This window comes from Promicromonospora sp. NPDC060271 (assembly GCF_042726755.1).
GTDB lineage: Bacteria > Actinomycetota > Actinomycetes > Actinomycetales > Cellulomonadaceae > Promicromonospora.
The window spans coordinates 44,482-59,679 of sequence record NZ_JBHXBG010000004.1; the positions used below are offsets into that span (position 1 = coordinate 44,482).

Consider the following 15,198-nt stretch of genomic DNA (forward strand, 5'->3'; position numbering starts at 1 on the left):
AGCCGCATGTTCCCCCGGGTGAAACCTGAGGGCCAACGGGAGGCAGTGATGTGAAGGGGTGAAATTTTTCCATCCGCTGCGACGTACCCGACAGTTGCGACAATGGGGTCGTGGAAGCCGACGGACGCAAGGAAACGCCGAACGAACGCGCTGATCGAAACTGGAACGAGCTGCTCCAGGAACTACGCGTGATGCAGACGGGCGTGCAGATCCTCACGGGGTTTCTGCTCACGCTCCCGTTCCAGCCGACGTTCGCCGATCTCGACGACTACCAGCGCACGGTCTACCTGGCGCTGGTCGTGACCTCGGTGATCGCCACGGCGCTCATCGTGGCTCCCGTCAGCGTGCACCGGTCGCTGTTCCGCCAGCAGATGAAGCGCCACATCGTCACGCTGGCCGACCGGCTCACGCGGGTAGCGCTCGCCGTGCTCGCCCTCGTGATGACCGGCGCGAGCCTGCTGGTGTTCGACGTCGTCGTCGGGCGGACCGAGGGCATCGTCGTCGGCGCGAGCGTGCTCGTGGTGCTGGCGATCGTGTGGGTGGTCCTGCCGGAGGTGCTGCGCCGGCGCGGCTGATCAGAGCGTCTTGTGCCAGGCCACGATCCGGTCCACCGCACGCGACACCGTGTCGAGCGACGACGCGAACGACAGCCGCACCCAGTCCCCGCCGCGCACCCCGTCGAAGTCGGTGCCGGGCGTGATGGCGACGTCGGCCTCCGCGAGCAGGCGGGCGCAGTAGGTCACCGAGTCGAGGCCGAACTCGGCGATGTTCCCGTACAGGTAGAACGCGCCGTCAGCCGGTGCGACGGGGCGCCAGCCGAGCTCGCCCAGCCGCTCCAGGAGCAGGGTGCGCGACGCCGCGTACCGGGCCACGTTCTCGGCCGCGGCCGCGTACCCCTCGGGCGTGAACGCGGCGATACCGGCCTGCTGCGCGAGCGCGGGCGGCGAGAGCGCGACGTTGCCCGCGAGCGCGTCGACCGACGCGACCAGCTCGTCGGGCAGCACCAGCCAGCCGAGGCGCCAGCCGGTCATCGCCCAGTACTTCGAGAACGAGTTCACGACGATCGCGCCCTGGCCGACGAACGTCGCCGCCGTCGCCTGCGCCACCTCGTCCGAGTAGGCGATGCCGTGATAGATCTCGTCGCTGATCAGCCGCACGTCGTGGTCGGCGCACCACTCGGCGATCGCGGCCAGCTCGGCGGGCGTGATCATCGTGCCGGTCGGGTTGGCGGGCGAAGCGACCATGACGCCGTCGAGCCCGCCGCCGTAGTAGGCCTCGTTGAGCTGCGACACCGTGGGCTGGTAGCGGGTCTCTGGGCCGCAATCGAGTTCCACGACCTCGCAGCCAAGGGCCGAGAGGATGTTCTTGTAGGCGGGATAGCCGGGCCGGGCGAGGGCCACGCGGTCGCCGACGTCGAACGCCGCGAGGAACGCGAGCACGAACCCGCCGCTCGAGCCCGTGGTGACGGCGATCCGCGCGGGGTCGAGATCGACGTCGTACCAGCGCTTGTAGTGGCCGGCGATCTCCGCGCGCAGGGCGGGGACGCCCATCGCCTCGGTGTAGCCGAGGGTGCCCTCACGCAGCAGCGCGATGGCACGCTCCCGCACGACGTCGGACGCGCCGGTGGACGGCTCCCCCGCGCAGAGGTTGAGCACGTCCGCCCCGGTGGCACGCCGCGCGTTCGCGGCGGCGAGCACCTCCATGACGGCGAACGGGGGCACGTGTGACCGGCGAGAGACCTTCATGCGGCCATCATGACCCACCGCCCCGCCCATTGGCGGAGCCAGCCTGACCGACCTCAGACCGGTCCCACACAATTATGAGCGATCCAACACAATTGTGCGGTAGCCGATATAATTGTGTGGGACGTGCAGGCCATGCCGCCGGGAGGAGCATCGTGGACTGGAACCACCCGGAGCACATCTTCGGATCGAGCCTCGAGCCTGTCGTTCTGCGTGTCCTGTGGCGAGCGGGTGCGCCGATGACCGGTGCGGAAGTCCACCAGGTCGCTGGCAAGGGCTCTCCCAGCGGCATTCGACTGGCGCTCTCCCGACTTTCGCTCCAGGGAATCATCGTGTCCTCCCGTGTCGGGACAGCGACCACCCACACCTTGAACCGAGAGCATTTCGGATTCGCCGCTGTCGACGCGGCCTTCAGCGCGCTCGACCCATGGACCCAGTTCCGGTCGCGCGTCACCGCGGTGATAGCGGAACATATTCCCGACGATCCTCTATCCGTGACGGTGGCCGTGTTCGGTTCCGTCGCGCGTGGCGAGGCCCGGCCGGACTCAGACGTCGACCTTGCGGTCGTCGTCAACGAGGTGGACGACGTCGCCGAGAACCTGGCCGACGAGCTCCGGAGCGAGCTCAGCGCGGCCACCGGACAAGCCGTCCAGGTCTACCTCACGACGCCCGCACGCCTGAACGACGCCGTACGTCTCGCGGACCCGATCGTCGACTCCTTCCGCTCGGATGCGCGTGCCGTGTCCGGCCCGGACATCCGCACGTACCTCCAGGAGCATCGATGACACCCCGCCAGCAGCCCCGAACGCGACCAATGACCGGTGGCGACGTCCGCGTACGAGCCGCCACGGCGCGCAAGTATCAGGAGGTGGGCGAGATGGTCCTCGGCGAGGCGCCTGACGAACGGCAGGTGGCCGGCGGGCTGGCGGCACTGGCCGCGATCGCTGCGTCCGATGCGATCTGCGGTGCGCGGCTCGGGCGCTGCGCCATCGGACAGGACCACGCGCAGGCGGAGAATCTCATCGCCACGGTCCAACCTGACGGCCGTGAGCTGGCCAAGAAGCTCGCCCGCGTCTTGGCCGAGAAGTCCAACGCTCACTACGGGACGACCTACCTGAGCGGCGCGGAGACGTTGACGATGATCAGGAACTCGCGCGCGCTCGTCGACGCTCTGGACGTCCACCTGACCTGAGTGTGGGCGGCAAGGAAACGATCAGCGGCCTTTCGGGCCGCTTGTGAAAGTTGTAACATGCTGACATGGCGCCGGGATCGCGCGATGACGCAGACAACGACCCTCTCCGCCGAGCCGCGCAGTACCGCGTGGACCGGGAAGCCGGGAGCGCAGCGGATCCGGCAGGATCACCCGGCACCGCCGACCCGGACGAACGCGACGAAGGCAAGCGGTCGCTCGGCAGCATGACCGTCGAGGAGCGCTCCCGCTACGTCGACGTGGTGGTCGACCAGGCGATGCGCCGCGGCGAGTTCGACAACCTACCTCTGCAGGGCAAGCCGATCCCCGGTCTGACCGGGACGCACGACCCCGACTGGTGGATCAAGGGCCTGATCGAGCGCGAGAACATCACGGGCCTGCTGCCGTCCGCCCAGCTCCGCAAGGACGACGCCGAGCTGGACGACAAGCTGGACCTCGAGGCGATGGAGGTCCGGGTCCGGGAGATCGTCGCGGACTTCAACGCGCGGGTCGTCGACGCCCGGCGTCAGCTCCAGGGCGGACCGCCCGTCGTCACGCCCACCAGGGACGTGGACGATGAGGTCGCGCGGTGGCGGGCCCGGCGTGCGGCACGGCGGACGGCGTCGTCCGATTCGCCGACGGCCTCGCGTCGCGCTCCGACGACGTCGGAAAGCCGTCCGTGGTGGAAGTTCTGGTGACCGGACCGCAACCGGTCAGAAGCCGTAGGCCGTCACGATGACCACGGCGGTCACCAGCCAGTAGGGCACGGAACCGGCGACGAAGCCCAGTCCTGCCACCACGGCCATGCGCCCCCAGCGAGCGCCGAACCTGCCGAACAGCGCTCCGGCGGCCATGACGAGACAGCCCGCGATCGTCACCCCCTCGGCGGCTCCCTGCGAGATGAGCATCCCGAGGATCAGCGCGGCGATCCCTGTGGCGGTCTCGCTGCGAACGAGATACGGCCCGCCCCGGCGAGCCCGGGGGTGGGTCTCCTGGTGCGTTGTCATGGCGCATCGCCCCTCGTGCCCGACGGCGGTGTGGGCACCTTCTCCCCAGGATCCCACCACGGCTCGTGGTTCGCCAGAGGCCGCGGAACCGAACGAACAGGCGGCCTCGGCGTCAGTCGCTGGGAGCCACGTAGCCGCGGAACCAGCGCCGCGTCTCGCGCCAGACATGCTCGCGGACGGGCTCGGCGGAGAGGGTCACGTCGTGCAGGCCGCCGGCGATGCGGACGAGGGTGGTGAGGGAGCCGACGTCGGGTACCCGGCGGGCGATCCCGACCACGTCCAGGACCGAGTCCGTGCTCTTCATGTCCTCGCTCCACCGCGTCGGGATGGTGCTGCGCGTGCTGAGCAGCACCAGGACCGGCACCTCGATGCCGAGCCCGCGCGCCACCTGGTCCTGACCGCGGAAGATCGCCGCGAGCCAGGCCGGCGTGGCACGCCAGCCGGCGTCGGGACGCCAGGCGACGTCGTAGTCCCACTCCCCGTCGAACCGTGCGGAGATCGCTCGGGCGTACAGGCCACGATCCAGGTTGACGAGCTGGCTGCGCGGTACGAGCGCGGACTGCACCCGGATGCCGGGCTCCATGATCTTGCGCACCGCCTCGCGGGGCTGGAACTCCAGCCAGGGCGAGTTCAGCACGAGCCCGGCCACCCGCTCCTGGTTGTGCGCCGTCCACAGGCTGACCGTGAGCCCGCCCGTCGAGTGGCCCATGAGCACCAGCTTGCGCTCGGGCGCCGCGCCCCGGCCGTGCCCCATGGCGGTGAGCGCGGCCTCGATGTCCTCGTCGTAGGTGGTCAGGCTGCGCACGTACCCAGGGGTCTGCCCCTCGCGCAGGCTCCGTCCGTAGCGCCGCAGGTCAAGGGCATGGAACCGAACTCCGAGCGACTCCCAGAAGTCCGCGAGATGGGTCTGGAAGAAGTAGTCGAGCCAGCCGTGCACGTACAGCACGTCCACACCGGCATCGGGCACGGCGGCCTGCGCCTCGTCGTCGGCCGCTGACCGCGCTTCGGCGTGTCCGCGCCCCGCACCACCCAGGTGGAGCCTCCGGCCCAGCTCGGACAGCTCGTCCCAGAGTCGTGCCACCTGCGGGTTGTCGGCGCCTACCCGGCGGAGGCCCCGGCGCGGCTCGTCCCCGTGCCGGTCCCCCGGTGACTCGGCCGCCGACGACCGGATGCGGCGCACCAGCGTCGCCACGACCTCTGGCTCCTCCTCGTCCGGCTGCAGGGGCAGCGTCAGGCGTTCGAAACCCGGCAGCACGTCCGGCTCCCACGCCTGCTCGGGCGTCGTTCCGTCGTCCACACCCAGGGAGAGGCTCGTCATCTGACCGACGGTAATCGCAGGTGCGCCCACTCCGTCGGATAGTCGTCGAGCCACGCCTCGAGCGACTGCGCCGCCCGTCCCGCGAGCAGCCTGACGTCCGGGCTCACCGCCGCGAGAACGCCCGCCTCGATCGCCTGGCACTGCGTGATCCAGTCCTCCACCTCGCCGGCGGTCGACCGGTAGAACAGGGCGCGTGCCTGGTCGACGGTCTGGGGCGCGTACCGGACGGCGCGGCCCGCTGCGCTCGACAGCACCGCGGCCACCTCGTCGAGGTTCAGCGCCTCCGGCCCCGTCACGTGGTAGGTCCGGCCCGCGTGGCGTCTCGGGTCCTCGTCGAGGAGGACGGCGGTGGCGACGTCGGCCACGTCGTCGTGCGACACCGAGGCGACCCGACCGTCTCCAGCCGGTGCCCGGAGCACCGTGCCCCGCGTCGATCCGTACGACTCGTCGTAGACCGCGAGGGTGAGGGTGCGGTGGAACATGGCGATCCGCAGCATCGTCCACCTGAGGTCGGTGCCGCGCAGGTACTCCTCGGTCAGCCAGTCGTCGCGCGCGGCCGACGAGACGGCGTCCGGTCCCGCGCCGACGGAAGACACGTAGACCACGTGCCGCACCCCGGCGAGCACCGCCGCGTCGATCGCCGCGCGGTGCTTGTCGACCCGCCCCGGACGCTCCTTGCCTGGCACCAGGAAGACCGCGTAGGCGTGCGCGAACGCGCTGGTCAGGATCCTGGAATCCACGTCGGACGGCACGGCGACGACCTCGGCCTCCGGCAGCGGGGCGCCGTCGGGCAGACGGGGCGCCGTGCCCTCCCCGCTGACCAGCAGGCGCTGCCGACCGCCCGCCGCTGCCACGCGGAAGGCGAGCCTGGAACCCAGGCGGCCGTCGGCCCCGGTGAGGACGACCAGCCGGTCTGACGACGCGGAGGTCATCCCCTCACCGTAATCGGCAGACGGTCACCGGGCCGGGCGGGGTGGGGTGAAACGTCCGCCGGTCACGCGCCGGAGGGCACGCCGAGCTCCGCCCGGACGAAGTCGACGACGCCGTCCGCGGCCGCCTCGATCTGCGCGAGGCAGACCTCGAAGTCGTGCGGACCGCCGTACCAGGGGTCGGCGATGTCGAGCTCGTTCTCGGCGAGCCCGTCGGCCGCGGGGTCGAACGAGCGGTACATCCGGATCACGGGGCCACCCTGCCCGGCGAGCTCTCGCAGGCTGCGCGCATGCCAGGTGGTCATCGCGAGCACCAGGTCCCGCGAGGCGACGTCGGCGGCGGTCACCTGGCGCGCGCGGTGTCCGCCACCCGTGCGGTAGCCGTGCTCGGCCAGGACCGCACGGGCCCGCCGGTCCACCGGGTTGCCGTGCTCCTCGTCGCTCACACCGGAGGAGTCGACGACAACGGAGTCACCGAGGCCGGCGGCCTCGAAACGGTCACGGAGCACGATCTCGGCCATCGGGGACCTGCAGATGTTTCCCGTGCAGACAGTCATCACGCGGTAGGCAGTCACGCGAGCATTCTCCCCGGCCGGAGGCGCGGGAAAGCCCGCGGGGCGACGTATGTCAGCCGTGCTGGACGAGGGCACGGCACCCGCGGGCTCCGGTGGTCGCGAGAAATTCGCCACCTTGTCCCGTTGCGCCTGGCAGATCAGGAAGGCCCCGTGCTGAGCCCCCCGACCGGCGTCGGCGCGAAACGCTTGCGCGTCACGCGACTAGCGCGCGACCACCTCATGGGTCCGATGTGAAATCACTTCTCGGATCACCTCCTTTCTCATGTGCCCACGAACTTACGCCTCGAAGTGGCAGCCGCCCAGGTTTTTTCCTCGCGGCGAAACCAGGAATGAGACCAAGAGCCTCGGGCACCCGCGGGGCGACGACTTTTGGGGCGCCGATCCGTCTGCCCTGCATGACGACCACCACCGTCGACTCCTTCACGACGTCGGCAGACGGCACCCGCATCGCGTACGACCTGACCGGACCGACGCCCGGTCTGGCGCCCGCGATAGTGGTGGTCGACGGTGTGCTCGCCCACCGCCTGCCCGTCACGCTCGCCGTGGCGTCCGCACTGGGCGACCGGGCGACGACGCTGCGCTACGACCGGCGGGGGCGCGGCGGGAGCGGGGACACTCCCCCGTACAGCGTCGACCGGGAGGTCGACGACATCGCCGCCCTCCTGGAGGTGACCGGTCCGGCAGCGCTGCTCGGCATCTCCTCCGGCGCGTTCCTCGCACTGCGTGCGGCGGCCGACCTGGGGGCCGGCGTCACGGGCGTGCTCTGCTACGAGCCGACGTACGACATCGCGAGCGGCGAGCCGCCCACCGATCCCCGGATGATCGCCGGGGTCGAGATCTGCGTCGAGGTGGGCGACCCCGGCAGCGCCGTCGAGCTGTTCCTCGACGTGGTCGGCATGCCGTGCGGACTCCTGCCGCGCATGCGGAAGTCGCCCTCGTGGGCCGGCCTCGAGGCGATCGCCCCGACCATCGCCTACGACGGTCGGATACTCGCCGGCATCACCCTGGGCCACCGGGCGCTCATGGGCCGGTGGCACGAGATCACCCAGCGGGTCCTGGTGGCGGACGGCGCCGCGAGCGCCGTGTCCGTCAAGCGCGCGGCGGAGTCGTTGGCGGCGGTGCTGCCGGCGGCACGTCGGGTGACCCTGCCCGGGCACGGGACGGACGTGCCACCGGAAGCGCTGGCGGAGGCGGTGACGAGCCTGCTCAGAACGGTCGGCGGGCCGTGACCAGGATGCGCGGGGCCTCGTCGACGAGCTGGTTGCCCGTCGCGAAGTGCATGTGCAGCGCGCGCAGCCCTGCCTCGTGCCGCGCGACGGCGGACGGGCTGAGGCCGGCGAGGTCCGGAACCTGCCATGCAGCGCTCCGCAGGTACCAGAGCACAGAGGACAGGTCGGTGAACGTGCGGCTGCCGACGTACTCCTTGGCCTCGACGATCTCCAGCCCGGAGGCGACGAGCCCGTCGGAGACCACGTCGACGGTGACGGCGTCCGGGTCCCAGCCGAGCGGCACGCCGAGCGCCCGGTTGAGGACTATGCCGTCGCGCGTGTCCACCTGCTCGGTGACGAACGTGCCGCCGGGCTCCAGCACGCGACCTACCTCGTCGGGGTCGATGGTGCTGAACCGGCTGAGCACGACGCTGTACTGGCCGTCGAAGAAGGGCAGCAGCATGTCGCCGTTCCAGGACGGCTCCGCCCGGCGCACGTCGACGCCGAGCGGTTCCAGGCGGCGGCGCGCGGTGAGGAAGGCCGGGCCGGTCTCCGTGGCGGCCGAACCCTTCGGGAGCGGACCGAGGCCCGCGAAGAAGTCGCCGTTGCCGGTGCCGATGTCGAGCACGGCACCCCGGGACCTGAGCACGAGCTCGCGAGCGAGGGCAGGGTAGTCCCACTCGGGTGCGTCGATCGTGAGACGGTCGCCGACAGGGGTGTCGGCAAGCCCGTCGGTGAACAGCGCCGCGGGCGTCGAAGGAGTCGCAGGGGCGTTGCGCGCCCATTCGATGTGGTCCTCGAACGGCGCGTCCGGCGCCGGAGCTGGGGCGATCGAGACGTCAAGCATGGTGGAGATTGTGACGCAAAGTAGACCAACGGGCTAACAGTGGCGTAAACCCGACCGGAGGAGTCGATCTGATGGTGGAGCCGTTGCCTGAAAACCAGTTTTCACCTGGAGTTACATCGGCTGCTCTGCGTGTGGTCGGGCTCATGTCCGGCACGTCCCACGACGCGGTGGACGCCGCCGCGTGCGAGCTCCGGCTCACCGGCGACACGCTGACGCTGACGCCGCTCGGACACCTCTCGGTGCCCTACCCGCCGGCTCTTCGGTCCGAGCTCGTCGCGGCGCTTCCCCCGGCCGGCACCACGCTGGGGACCGTGTGCAGGCTGGACACGGGGATCGGGCAGGCCTTCGCCGACGTCGCCGCGCGTGCCGTCGCCGAGCTCTGCGCCGGCCGTGCCGACCTGGTCGTGTCGCACGGGCAGACCGTCTTCCACTGGGTGGCCGACGACGGTGGCGTGCTCGGCACCCTGCAGATCGGTGAGGCCGCCTGGATCGCCGAGGCGACCGGGCTCCCCGTCGTCTCGGGGCTCCGCACGCGCGACGTCGCAGCGGGTGGACAAGGTGCTCCCCTGGTCGGCCTGTTCGACGCGCTGTGGCTCGCGGGCCGCCCGGGTTCGCCGGTCGCCCTCAACCTGGGTGGCATCGCGAACGTGACGGTGGTGCCCACGTCAGACGGCGCCCCGGTCGCCTTCGACACCGGCCCTGCCTGCGCCCTGCTGGACGCCGCAACATGCCACGTCACCAACGGCCGCCTCACCTTCGACGCCGACGGCGCACTCGCCGCCCGCGGACGGGTGCTCCCCGATCTCCTCGCACGCCTGCTCGACGAGCCCTACTACGCACGCCCGGCGCCGAAGTCGACGGGCAAGGAGCTGTTCCACCTCGACTACCTGCTGGCTCGCCTCGGCCCCACGTCGCCGACGCCGGAGGACCTGCTCGCGACCCTCGTCGCGCTCACCGCTCGCACCGTGGCGGACGCCGTCCGGCACACCGCCACCGAGGTCGTCGCCTCGGGTGGCGGCACCCGCAACCCGGTTCTGCTGGCCGCGCTCCGGGCGGAGCTGCCGGGCGTCGCCGTCCGGACATCCGACAAGCTGGGCGTGCCGAGCCAGGCGAAGGAGGCGCTGGCGTTCGCCGTGCTGGGCTGGCACACCTGGTACGGCCTGCCCGGGGTGCTGCCCGGGGCCACGGGCGCGCGACGGCCGAGCGTACTGGGTTCGGTGATACCGGGCGCGGGCGGTCGCTTTCCGCCGGGGCGGACCGTCGGCGTCGGGCAGCCGAGGCGGTTGGAAGTCCTGCGGTCGGCCTAGGCCGTCGGAGCACGGACGTCGCCGGTCGGACAGCGGCGCGCACGAAGGGTGACAGATAGCGCTTCGTCCGGGTGATAACGACCGAGATCCGCCGATTTCAAGGGGAACGCGGCTATCTCGTCGATAGAGTCACGCGACGTGTCGCTCGCGCACGGACCGTGCGCCCTTTTCGGCTGGAGAACTCGATGCTGACCCCAGTAGTTCGGCGATATCTACGCACTGTTCAACGAGCCTGCGGATCACTGACGGTCGCCGGACTGGTGCTCGGGCTCTCCGCGACAACCGCTGGTGCCGCACCTGCCTGGGCCACGCAAGAATTCGCGAGCACACCCGTCGCGGCAGGCGTGGGCACCGAGATCGCCGGCACGGAATTTGTCCAGGAGGGCACCCCTGCCGGTCAAGGCGGACGCATTATGCCGTGGGCCAGCTCCGGAAGCCTCGTGCGCACCGACGGCTCACGGCCATGGGAACTGCCGGAGGGTGTGGAACATACCGGTCTTGACGCGGATTATTCCGCGATTGTTGCCCTGCGCAGCGACGGACAAGTGACTGCCCTCTCGCTGGAGGAGCGTTGGAACGCTCTCCCCATTCCCGAACTTCCAGCAGGCTTGCGCTACTCGGCGGTCTCCCTCATCTCGGGGATGAGTCAACCTTCCGCAGCACTTCTACGTTCGGACGGGTCTGTCGTCGGAACAGGGTTGAGCACGCACTCGATGCCGAAGTTCGCGGGCCCTCCAGCCGGCATGCGCTATCTCGCAATCGACTCCGGCGGCATGATGACGCTCGCAGTGCGTTCGGACGGCAATCTCGTGGCCGAGATGCATCGGTCCGTCACGACACCATGCCCCGAAGGACTGACGCCACCTGCTGGTACGACGTACGAAGCCGTCAACGTCGACAACAGGAGCTGGATGGCCGTGCGGTCCGACGGCGCCGTCGTCTCGTGCCTGGACGGGATCGACACGACGGCACGGGTCACGACTCCGGCTGCCGGGACTCGGTTCGTTGGTGTCGACGCTTCACGTCAGCACGGCTACGCGACCCAGAGCGACGGCGTGATCGTCCGGTTCGGCAACGCTCCTGCACCTGTCGCAGTGCCGCAGGGCCGGTCTGTCGTCGGCCTCTCGAGCGGCGAGGTGCATATGCCTGACGGAACCTGGAAAAAGACCGGCAGCGCGTTGCTGGATGACGGGTCCCTGCTCGCGTGGGGCGCGAATCGGCAGCTGCCACAGCTCCCACCAGGCCACTCGGTCTTCCGCGCCCTCGCCGGCCCAGGGAACTCGACGTGGATGCTCATGGACTCGGAGCCGCTGCCGGCAGAGATTTCCGTGACAGGTGTGCCTGAGCGCTGGTACATGAACACCTCCGCCCGAATCGACATCACGGTCAGCTCGTCCAGTGGCGTAACACCGCGGGGCATCGCAAGCATCGGTTATCGCAACACCGAAGGCGTCTTCCAGGCCCAGCACTTCGTCCCTCTCGATAGTGCGGGCCATGCCCAGCTGGAGATGCGCATGAGCTGGCCGGGCACCCGGCTCATGGAGATCCGGTTCGACGGGCCTCCGTTCCGCAGCACCGAGGTGCAGAGACCGTTCGTCGTGCCGGAGCCGTCCCAGACCACCGTGACTGTGGACGGTCCTGACTCATGGCGCACCGGGACGGACTATGTTCCCTTCGTCGTCACGATCGGCACGGTTGACGGGACTCCCGCAGTTCCCGGGCGCGTACAGATCACTAGCCGGGATACAGACGCTCCCCTCTATCACTCTCACAACAGTGACGACAGTCAGTCGCTCGATGTATCCGCCCTGGCCCCGGGCCGCTACGTGCTGGAAGTCAGGCATATCGCGGACTACACGGCTGCGTCATCAGAACCCCTGCTCTACCCGGTCACGGTGCTCCCGCCGTCCCCGACCAGGACGACGGCGACGGTCCTCAACAAGACGGTGCACTACGGGAACCAGATCGACGTCGACGCGCGCATCGAGACCTTGGACGGCTCACCGGTCGAATGCGGGTCGCTGGTCGCCGAGCTGACCGATGGGACCTACCTCGGGAAAGTAGCGCAGGGCTGTTCAAGGACCTCGTCACTCCAGCTCAAGGGAGCAGCCGGCACGTTCGACCTTGCGCCGGGATCGCACCAGGTGATTGTTCGCTGGGAGGGAACGACTCCCGCCGATGCCGGTTCGGCGAACGCTGGTCCGACACTCGTCTCTCAGACCGATCCGCTGCCGGTCGTGGTCCGTAGGGCATGGACCACGACGGTCATCGCGGGCATCACCGAGGACGTTGCGACAGGCAAGGTCCGGGTGGACGTCGATGTGAACGGGCCGGACGCGGCCCTCGGTGGACCCAGTGAGATCGTGCTGAGCATCAACGGCGCCGACATCGCACGTCAGGCCACCGACAAGCTGGACGGCGCCCGGTTCGTCATCGACTCTGCGAACCTTCCCTACGGGACGCTTGTGGTGGGTGCGCGTTACAAGGGTTCCGACCTGCACGCGCCCAGCCTCGCCACGAAGGAGTGGGAGCACCAGCCAAAGGCCTTTGACGCGCCGAAACCAGTGGTCACAGGCACAGCGCAGGTCGATTCAGCACTCAGCGTCACGGTCGGTTCCTGGTCTCCGTCGCCGACGGTCCTGACGTACGCCTGGTTCGCCGATGGGGTGCAGCTCGCGGGTGCGGAAGCCTCGACTGTCAAAGTTCCTGTTTCGGCGCTGGGCAAGCGGATCACCGTCCAGGTGACGGGGGCGCGCGCCGGCTACTCGGTGACGACGGTGAACAGTGCGCCGACGGCCGCAGTGGTTCGGGGTTCCTTCACGGCTCCACAGCCGGCGATCAAGGGCACGGCGCAGGTAGGCCGCACGCTTACGGTGGTCCGCGGGACGTGGTCGCCGGCGCCGTCGTCCGTGAAATACGTGTGGAAGGCGAACGGGGTAACCATCTCGACCCAGACGTCGAGCACGTTCGTGGTGCCCGCCTCGGCGAAGGGAAAGCGGCTGACCGTCACGGTCGTCGGCTCCCGCGCGGGATACACGACGAAGTCTGTGACGAGCCCGGCCACGTCGATCGTCGCTGCGGGGACCTTCACGGCACCTCGGCCCACTATCAGCGGGACGATGCGGGTCGGGTCGACACTGACGGTCAGTCGCGGCACGTGGTCGCCCGTGCCGTCGTCGGTCACGTACGTCTGGAAGGCGGACGGCATCACGATCGCGACGCGGACGAGCAGCCGGTTCGTCGTCCCGGAGCGGGTGCGGGGCAAGCAGCTGACGGTCACGGTGACCGGGACCTTGGCCGGTTACACGCCCAAGTCGGCGGCGAGCTACCGGACGACGACGATCCGCTGACCCCCCGATCAGGGCCCTCCGAGGCGGTGGCATCCCCGGATGTCACCGCCTCGGCCGTGTCCAACCCGGCCGAGCCACCTGACATTGCGGGTAGAAGTGCCCATATCGGATCACTATTTGGTACCTAAGCCCGGACATGACGAAGGCCCCGACTCGATGAGCCGGGGCCTTCGTAACAACGTGCGCGAGGGGGGAGTTGAACCCCCACGCCCTTTCGGGCACACGGACCTGAACCGTGCGCGTCTGCCTATTCCGCCACTCGCGCGCTGCTGGATGAGAGGCTAGCACGGCACGGACGTCGTCTCCGAATCCAATAACCGTGAAGTGGTTCACGTGCTGCCGCAGGTCCGGTAGCGTGCGGATCCGCCCACGCCTCTCTTCACCGCGCCACCTGAGGGAAGATCGGAGAAGATCCGCAGGACATCCACAGTAATGGAGTCTGCGGGGACCTACCGGTCTATACGATCTAGGTAGTCTGCCCGGCGCAGACCCGGAAGGAGGTGGCATGGGCGCCCTGGACCGCTTCGAGAAGAGCGTGGAGCGCATGATGAACAACGCGTTCGCCAAGGTGGGACGTGGCGAGGTGAAGCCCGTCGAACTGGCGAGCAGGCTTCGTCGCGAGCTGGACGACCGTGCCGCGGTCGTCGGACGTGACCGTACCGTCGCCCCGAACGAGTTCACCATCGAGCTCGCACCCGACGACTTCGCCCAGATCGAGGCGTGGGGCGCACAGACCCTCGCCGACGAGCTCGCGTCCAACATCACGGCGTACGCGGCGACGCAGCACTATGCGTTCGTCGGCCCCGTGAGCGTGACGTTCGACGAGCAGTACGAGCTGGTGCCCGGCCGCTTCACCGTGCGGTCGCGCAGCGTGCAGGGAAGCGTCGCTCCGGCGACGTCCGGCGCACCGACCGGCCGGCACCCGCTGATCGACATCGACGGTCAGCGGTACCTGCTCACCGGACCGGTGACCGTCATCGGGCGTGACGCCGAGGCGGACATCGTGGTGGACGACCCGGGAGTCTCCCGCCGTCACCTCGAGATCCGCGTGACGCCGGACGGCGTCGTCGCGACCGACATGGGCTCGACCAACGGCCTGTACGTCGAGGGCCATCAGGTCCCGGCGGCGACCCTGCTCGATGGCAACACCATGACCATCGGCCGTACCCGCATCATGTTCTGGACCGGCAGTGCTTCCGGTGCAGACAACGAGGACTGGTGAAAAACCCGACATGAGCGAGCTGACGTTCACCCTGCTTCGGCTGGGCTACCTCGTGCTGCTGTGGGTGTTCGTGCTCTCCGCCGTCGCCGTGCTCCGGCGCGACCTGGCAGGACCACGTGCGTCCAGCGGCCGACGGCGCCGGCCGGAGCTCGCGGGGCCGGGCCCGACGCCGACCCCGGCCGGTGGCGCGCCGCGCGCTCCTCAGCGCGGCGGCCCTTCGCGGCTCGTCGTGGTGGCGGGCCCGCTCACGGGGACCACCATCCCGCTCACCTCGTCCGGCGTGCTGATCGGACGCGCGCCGAGCTGCACGCTCGTGCTCGACGACGACTACTCGTCGTCCCGTCACGCACGAATCTTCCCCCAGGGCGGCCAGTGGTTCGTGGAGGACCTCGGCTCCACGAACGGCACGTACATCGGCGAGGAGCGGGTGCAGGGTGTCCTGCCGCTCGCCCCCGGTGTGGGTGTGCAGATCGGACAGTCCGTCGTCGAGCTCCAGGGATGACC

Annotated in this window: 15 protein-coding genes and 1 tRNA gene; 9 read left to right on the forward strand and 7 right to left on the reverse strand. The window is 69.8% G+C overall.

Annotated features, from left to right (window positions below):
• Window positions 1-110: 110 nt before the first annotated feature.
• Window positions 111-575 (forward strand): DUF6328 family protein, encoded by a 465-nt coding sequence (locus ACFWE2_RS01300; RefSeq protein ID WP_377222394.1) that lies wholly within the window; start codon window positions 111-113, stop codon window positions 573-575.
• On the opposite strand, the gene ACFWE2_RS01305 is transcribed toward ACFWE2_RS01300, so the two are convergent.
• On the reverse strand, window positions 576-1,745 hold the full coding sequence (locus ACFWE2_RS01305; RefSeq protein WP_377222395.1) for a pyridoxal phosphate-dependent aminotransferase: 1,170 nt from the start codon (window positions 1,743-1,745) through the stop codon (window positions 576-578).
• Window positions 1,746-2,110: 365 nt separating this feature from the next.
• Here ACFWE2_RS01305 and ACFWE2_RS01310 point away from each other — a divergent pair, with 365 nt between their 5' ends.
• From ACFWE2_RS01310 to ACFWE2_RS01320, 3 genes are all read left to right on the forward strand, one after another.
• Window positions 2,111-2,527 carry a nucleotidyltransferase domain-containing protein gene (locus ACFWE2_RS01310; RefSeq protein ID WP_377222396.1) on the forward strand — a complete coding sequence of 139 codons (417 nt, stop codon included), beginning with the start codon at window positions 2,111-2,113 and terminating at the stop codon, window positions 2,525-2,527.
• A 29-nt stretch (window positions 2,528-2,556) separates the two neighbouring features.
• On the forward strand, window positions 2,557-2,934 hold the full coding sequence (locus tag ACFWE2_RS01315) for a hypothetical protein (RefSeq protein WP_377222397.1): 378 nt from the start codon (window positions 2,557-2,559) through the stop codon (window positions 2,932-2,934).
• 65 nt (window positions 2,935-2,999) lie between these two features.
• Window positions 3,000-3,629: a DUF1992 domain-containing protein gene (locus ACFWE2_RS01320; RefSeq protein ID WP_377222398.1), complete on the forward strand. Its 630-nt coding sequence runs from the start codon at window positions 3,000-3,002 to the stop codon at window positions 3,627-3,629.
• 15 nt (window positions 3,630-3,644) lie between these two features.
• Here the strand turns inward: ACFWE2_RS01320 and ACFWE2_RS01325 are convergent, their stop codons facing one another.
• From ACFWE2_RS01325 to ACFWE2_RS01340, 4 genes are all read right to left on the reverse strand, one after another.
• Window positions 3,645-3,938, reverse strand: a complete 294-nt coding sequence (locus tag ACFWE2_RS01325) for a hypothetical protein (RefSeq protein WP_377222399.1) — start codon at window positions 3,936-3,938, stop codon at window positions 3,645-3,647.
• A gap of 112 nt (window positions 3,939-4,050) precedes the next feature.
• Window positions 4,051-5,256, reverse strand: a complete 1,206-nt coding sequence (locus ACFWE2_RS01330) for an alpha/beta hydrolase (RefSeq protein ID WP_377222400.1) — start codon at window positions 5,254-5,256, stop codon at window positions 4,051-4,053.
• Window positions 5,253-6,188, reverse strand: coding sequence for an NAD(P)H-binding protein (locus ACFWE2_RS01335; protein WP_377222401.1), 936 nt, complete (start codon window positions 6,186-6,188; stop codon window positions 5,253-5,255). Before ACFWE2_RS01335 ends, ACFWE2_RS01330 begins: the two co-directional genes overlap by 4 nt.
• A gap of 62 nt (window positions 6,189-6,250) precedes the next feature.
• Window positions 6,251-6,742, reverse strand: a complete 492-nt coding sequence (locus tag ACFWE2_RS01340; protein ID WP_377222419.1) for a low molecular weight protein-tyrosine-phosphatase — start codon at window positions 6,740-6,742, stop codon at window positions 6,251-6,253.
• Window positions 6,743-7,155: 413 nt separating this feature from the next.
• Here ACFWE2_RS01340 and ACFWE2_RS01345 point away from each other — a divergent pair, with 413 nt between their 5' ends.
• Complete coding sequence (locus ACFWE2_RS01345) at window positions 7,156-7,989, forward strand: alpha/beta fold hydrolase (RefSeq protein ID WP_377222402.1); 834 nt, start codon at window positions 7,156-7,158, stop codon at window positions 7,987-7,989.
• Here ACFWE2_RS01345 and ACFWE2_RS01350 read toward each other — a convergent pair.
• Window positions 7,967-8,815, reverse strand: coding sequence for a class I SAM-dependent methyltransferase (locus tag ACFWE2_RS01350; protein ID WP_377222403.1), 849 nt, complete (start codon window positions 8,813-8,815; stop codon window positions 7,967-7,969). The two genes, ACFWE2_RS01345 and ACFWE2_RS01350, sit on opposite strands and share 23 nt — an antisense overlap.
• 71 nt (window positions 8,816-8,886) lie before the next feature.
• Between ACFWE2_RS01350 and ACFWE2_RS01355 the strand changes: the two genes are divergently transcribed.
• Complete coding sequence (locus tag ACFWE2_RS01355; protein ID WP_377222404.1) at window positions 8,887-10,122, forward strand: anhydro-N-acetylmuramic acid kinase; 1,236 nt, start codon at window positions 8,887-8,889, stop codon at window positions 10,120-10,122.
• A 344-nt stretch (window positions 10,123-10,466) separates the two neighbouring features.
• A complete protein-coding gene (locus ACFWE2_RS01360) occupies window positions 10,467-13,472 on the forward strand; it encodes a hypothetical protein (protein WP_377222405.1) in 3,006 nt (1,001 codons plus the stop codon).
• Between the two features lie 181 nt (window positions 13,473-13,653).
• Here the strand turns inward: ACFWE2_RS01360 and ACFWE2_RS01365 are convergent.
• A tRNA-Leu gene (locus tag ACFWE2_RS01365) sits at window positions 13,654-13,737 on the reverse strand.
• A gap of 240 nt (window positions 13,738-13,977) precedes the next feature.
• On the opposite strand from ACFWE2_RS01365, the gene ACFWE2_RS01370 reads away from it, so the two are divergent.
• Together ACFWE2_RS01370 and ACFWE2_RS01375 are read left to right on the forward strand one after the other, a co-directional pair.
• A complete protein-coding gene (locus ACFWE2_RS01370; protein WP_020017306.1) occupies window positions 13,978-14,694 on the forward strand; it encodes a DUF3662 and FHA domain-containing protein in 717 nt (238 codons plus the stop codon).
• A gap of 10 nt (window positions 14,695-14,704) precedes the next feature.
• Complete coding sequence (locus ACFWE2_RS01375; protein ID WP_377222406.1) at window positions 14,705-15,196, forward strand: FHA domain-containing protein; 492 nt, start codon at window positions 14,705-14,707, stop codon at window positions 15,194-15,196.
• The last annotated feature ends 2 nt before the right edge of the window (window positions 15,197-15,198 follow it).

Bases quoted from the DNA above. Each gene is read 5' to 3' on its own strand.
- ACFWE2_RS01330 (WP_377222400.1), bottom strand. From the start codon at position 5,256: ATGACGAGCCTCTCCCTGGGTGTGGACGACGGAACGACGCCCGAGCAG.
- ACFWE2_RS01335 (WP_377222401.1), bottom strand. From the start codon at position 6,188: ATGACCTCCGCGTCGTCAGACCGGCTGGTCGTCCTCACCGGGGCCGAC.
- ACFWE2_RS01370 (WP_020017306.1), top strand. From the start codon at position 13,978: ATGGGCGCCCTGGACCGCTTCGAGAAGAGCGTGGAGCGCATGATGAAC.
- ACFWE2_RS01315 (WP_377222397.1), top strand. From the start codon at position 2,557: ATGACCGGTGGCGACGTCCGCGTACGAGCCGCCACGGCGCGCAAGTAT.
- ACFWE2_RS01375 (WP_377222406.1), top strand. From the start codon at position 14,705: ATGAGCGAGCTGACGTTCACCCTGCTTCGGCTGGGCTACCTCGTGCTG.
- ACFWE2_RS01350 (WP_377222403.1), bottom strand. From the start codon at position 8,815: ATGCTTGACGTCTCGATCGCCCCAGCTCCGGCGCCGGACGCGCCGTTC.
- ACFWE2_RS01355 (WP_377222404.1), top strand. From the start codon at position 8,887: ATGGTGGAGCCGTTGCCTGAAAACCAGTTTTCACCTGGAGTTACATCG.
- ACFWE2_RS01305 (WP_377222395.1), bottom strand. From the start codon at position 1,745: ATGAAGGTCTCTCGCCGGTCACACGTGCCCCCGTTCGCCGTCATGGAG.
- ACFWE2_RS01320 (WP_377222398.1), top strand. From the start codon at position 3,000: ATGGCGCCGGGATCGCGCGATGACGCAGACAACGACCCTCTCCGCCGA.
- ACFWE2_RS01345 (WP_377222402.1), top strand. From the start codon at position 7,156: ATGACGACCACCACCGTCGACTCCTTCACGACGTCGGCAGACGGCACC.
- ACFWE2_RS01340 (WP_377222419.1), bottom strand. From the start codon at position 6,742: ATGACTGTCTGCACGGGAAACATCTGCAGGTCCCCGATGGCCGAGATC.
- ACFWE2_RS01325 (WP_377222399.1), bottom strand. From the start codon at position 3,938: ATGACAACGCACCAGGAGACCCACCCCCGGGCTCGCCGGGGCGGGCCG.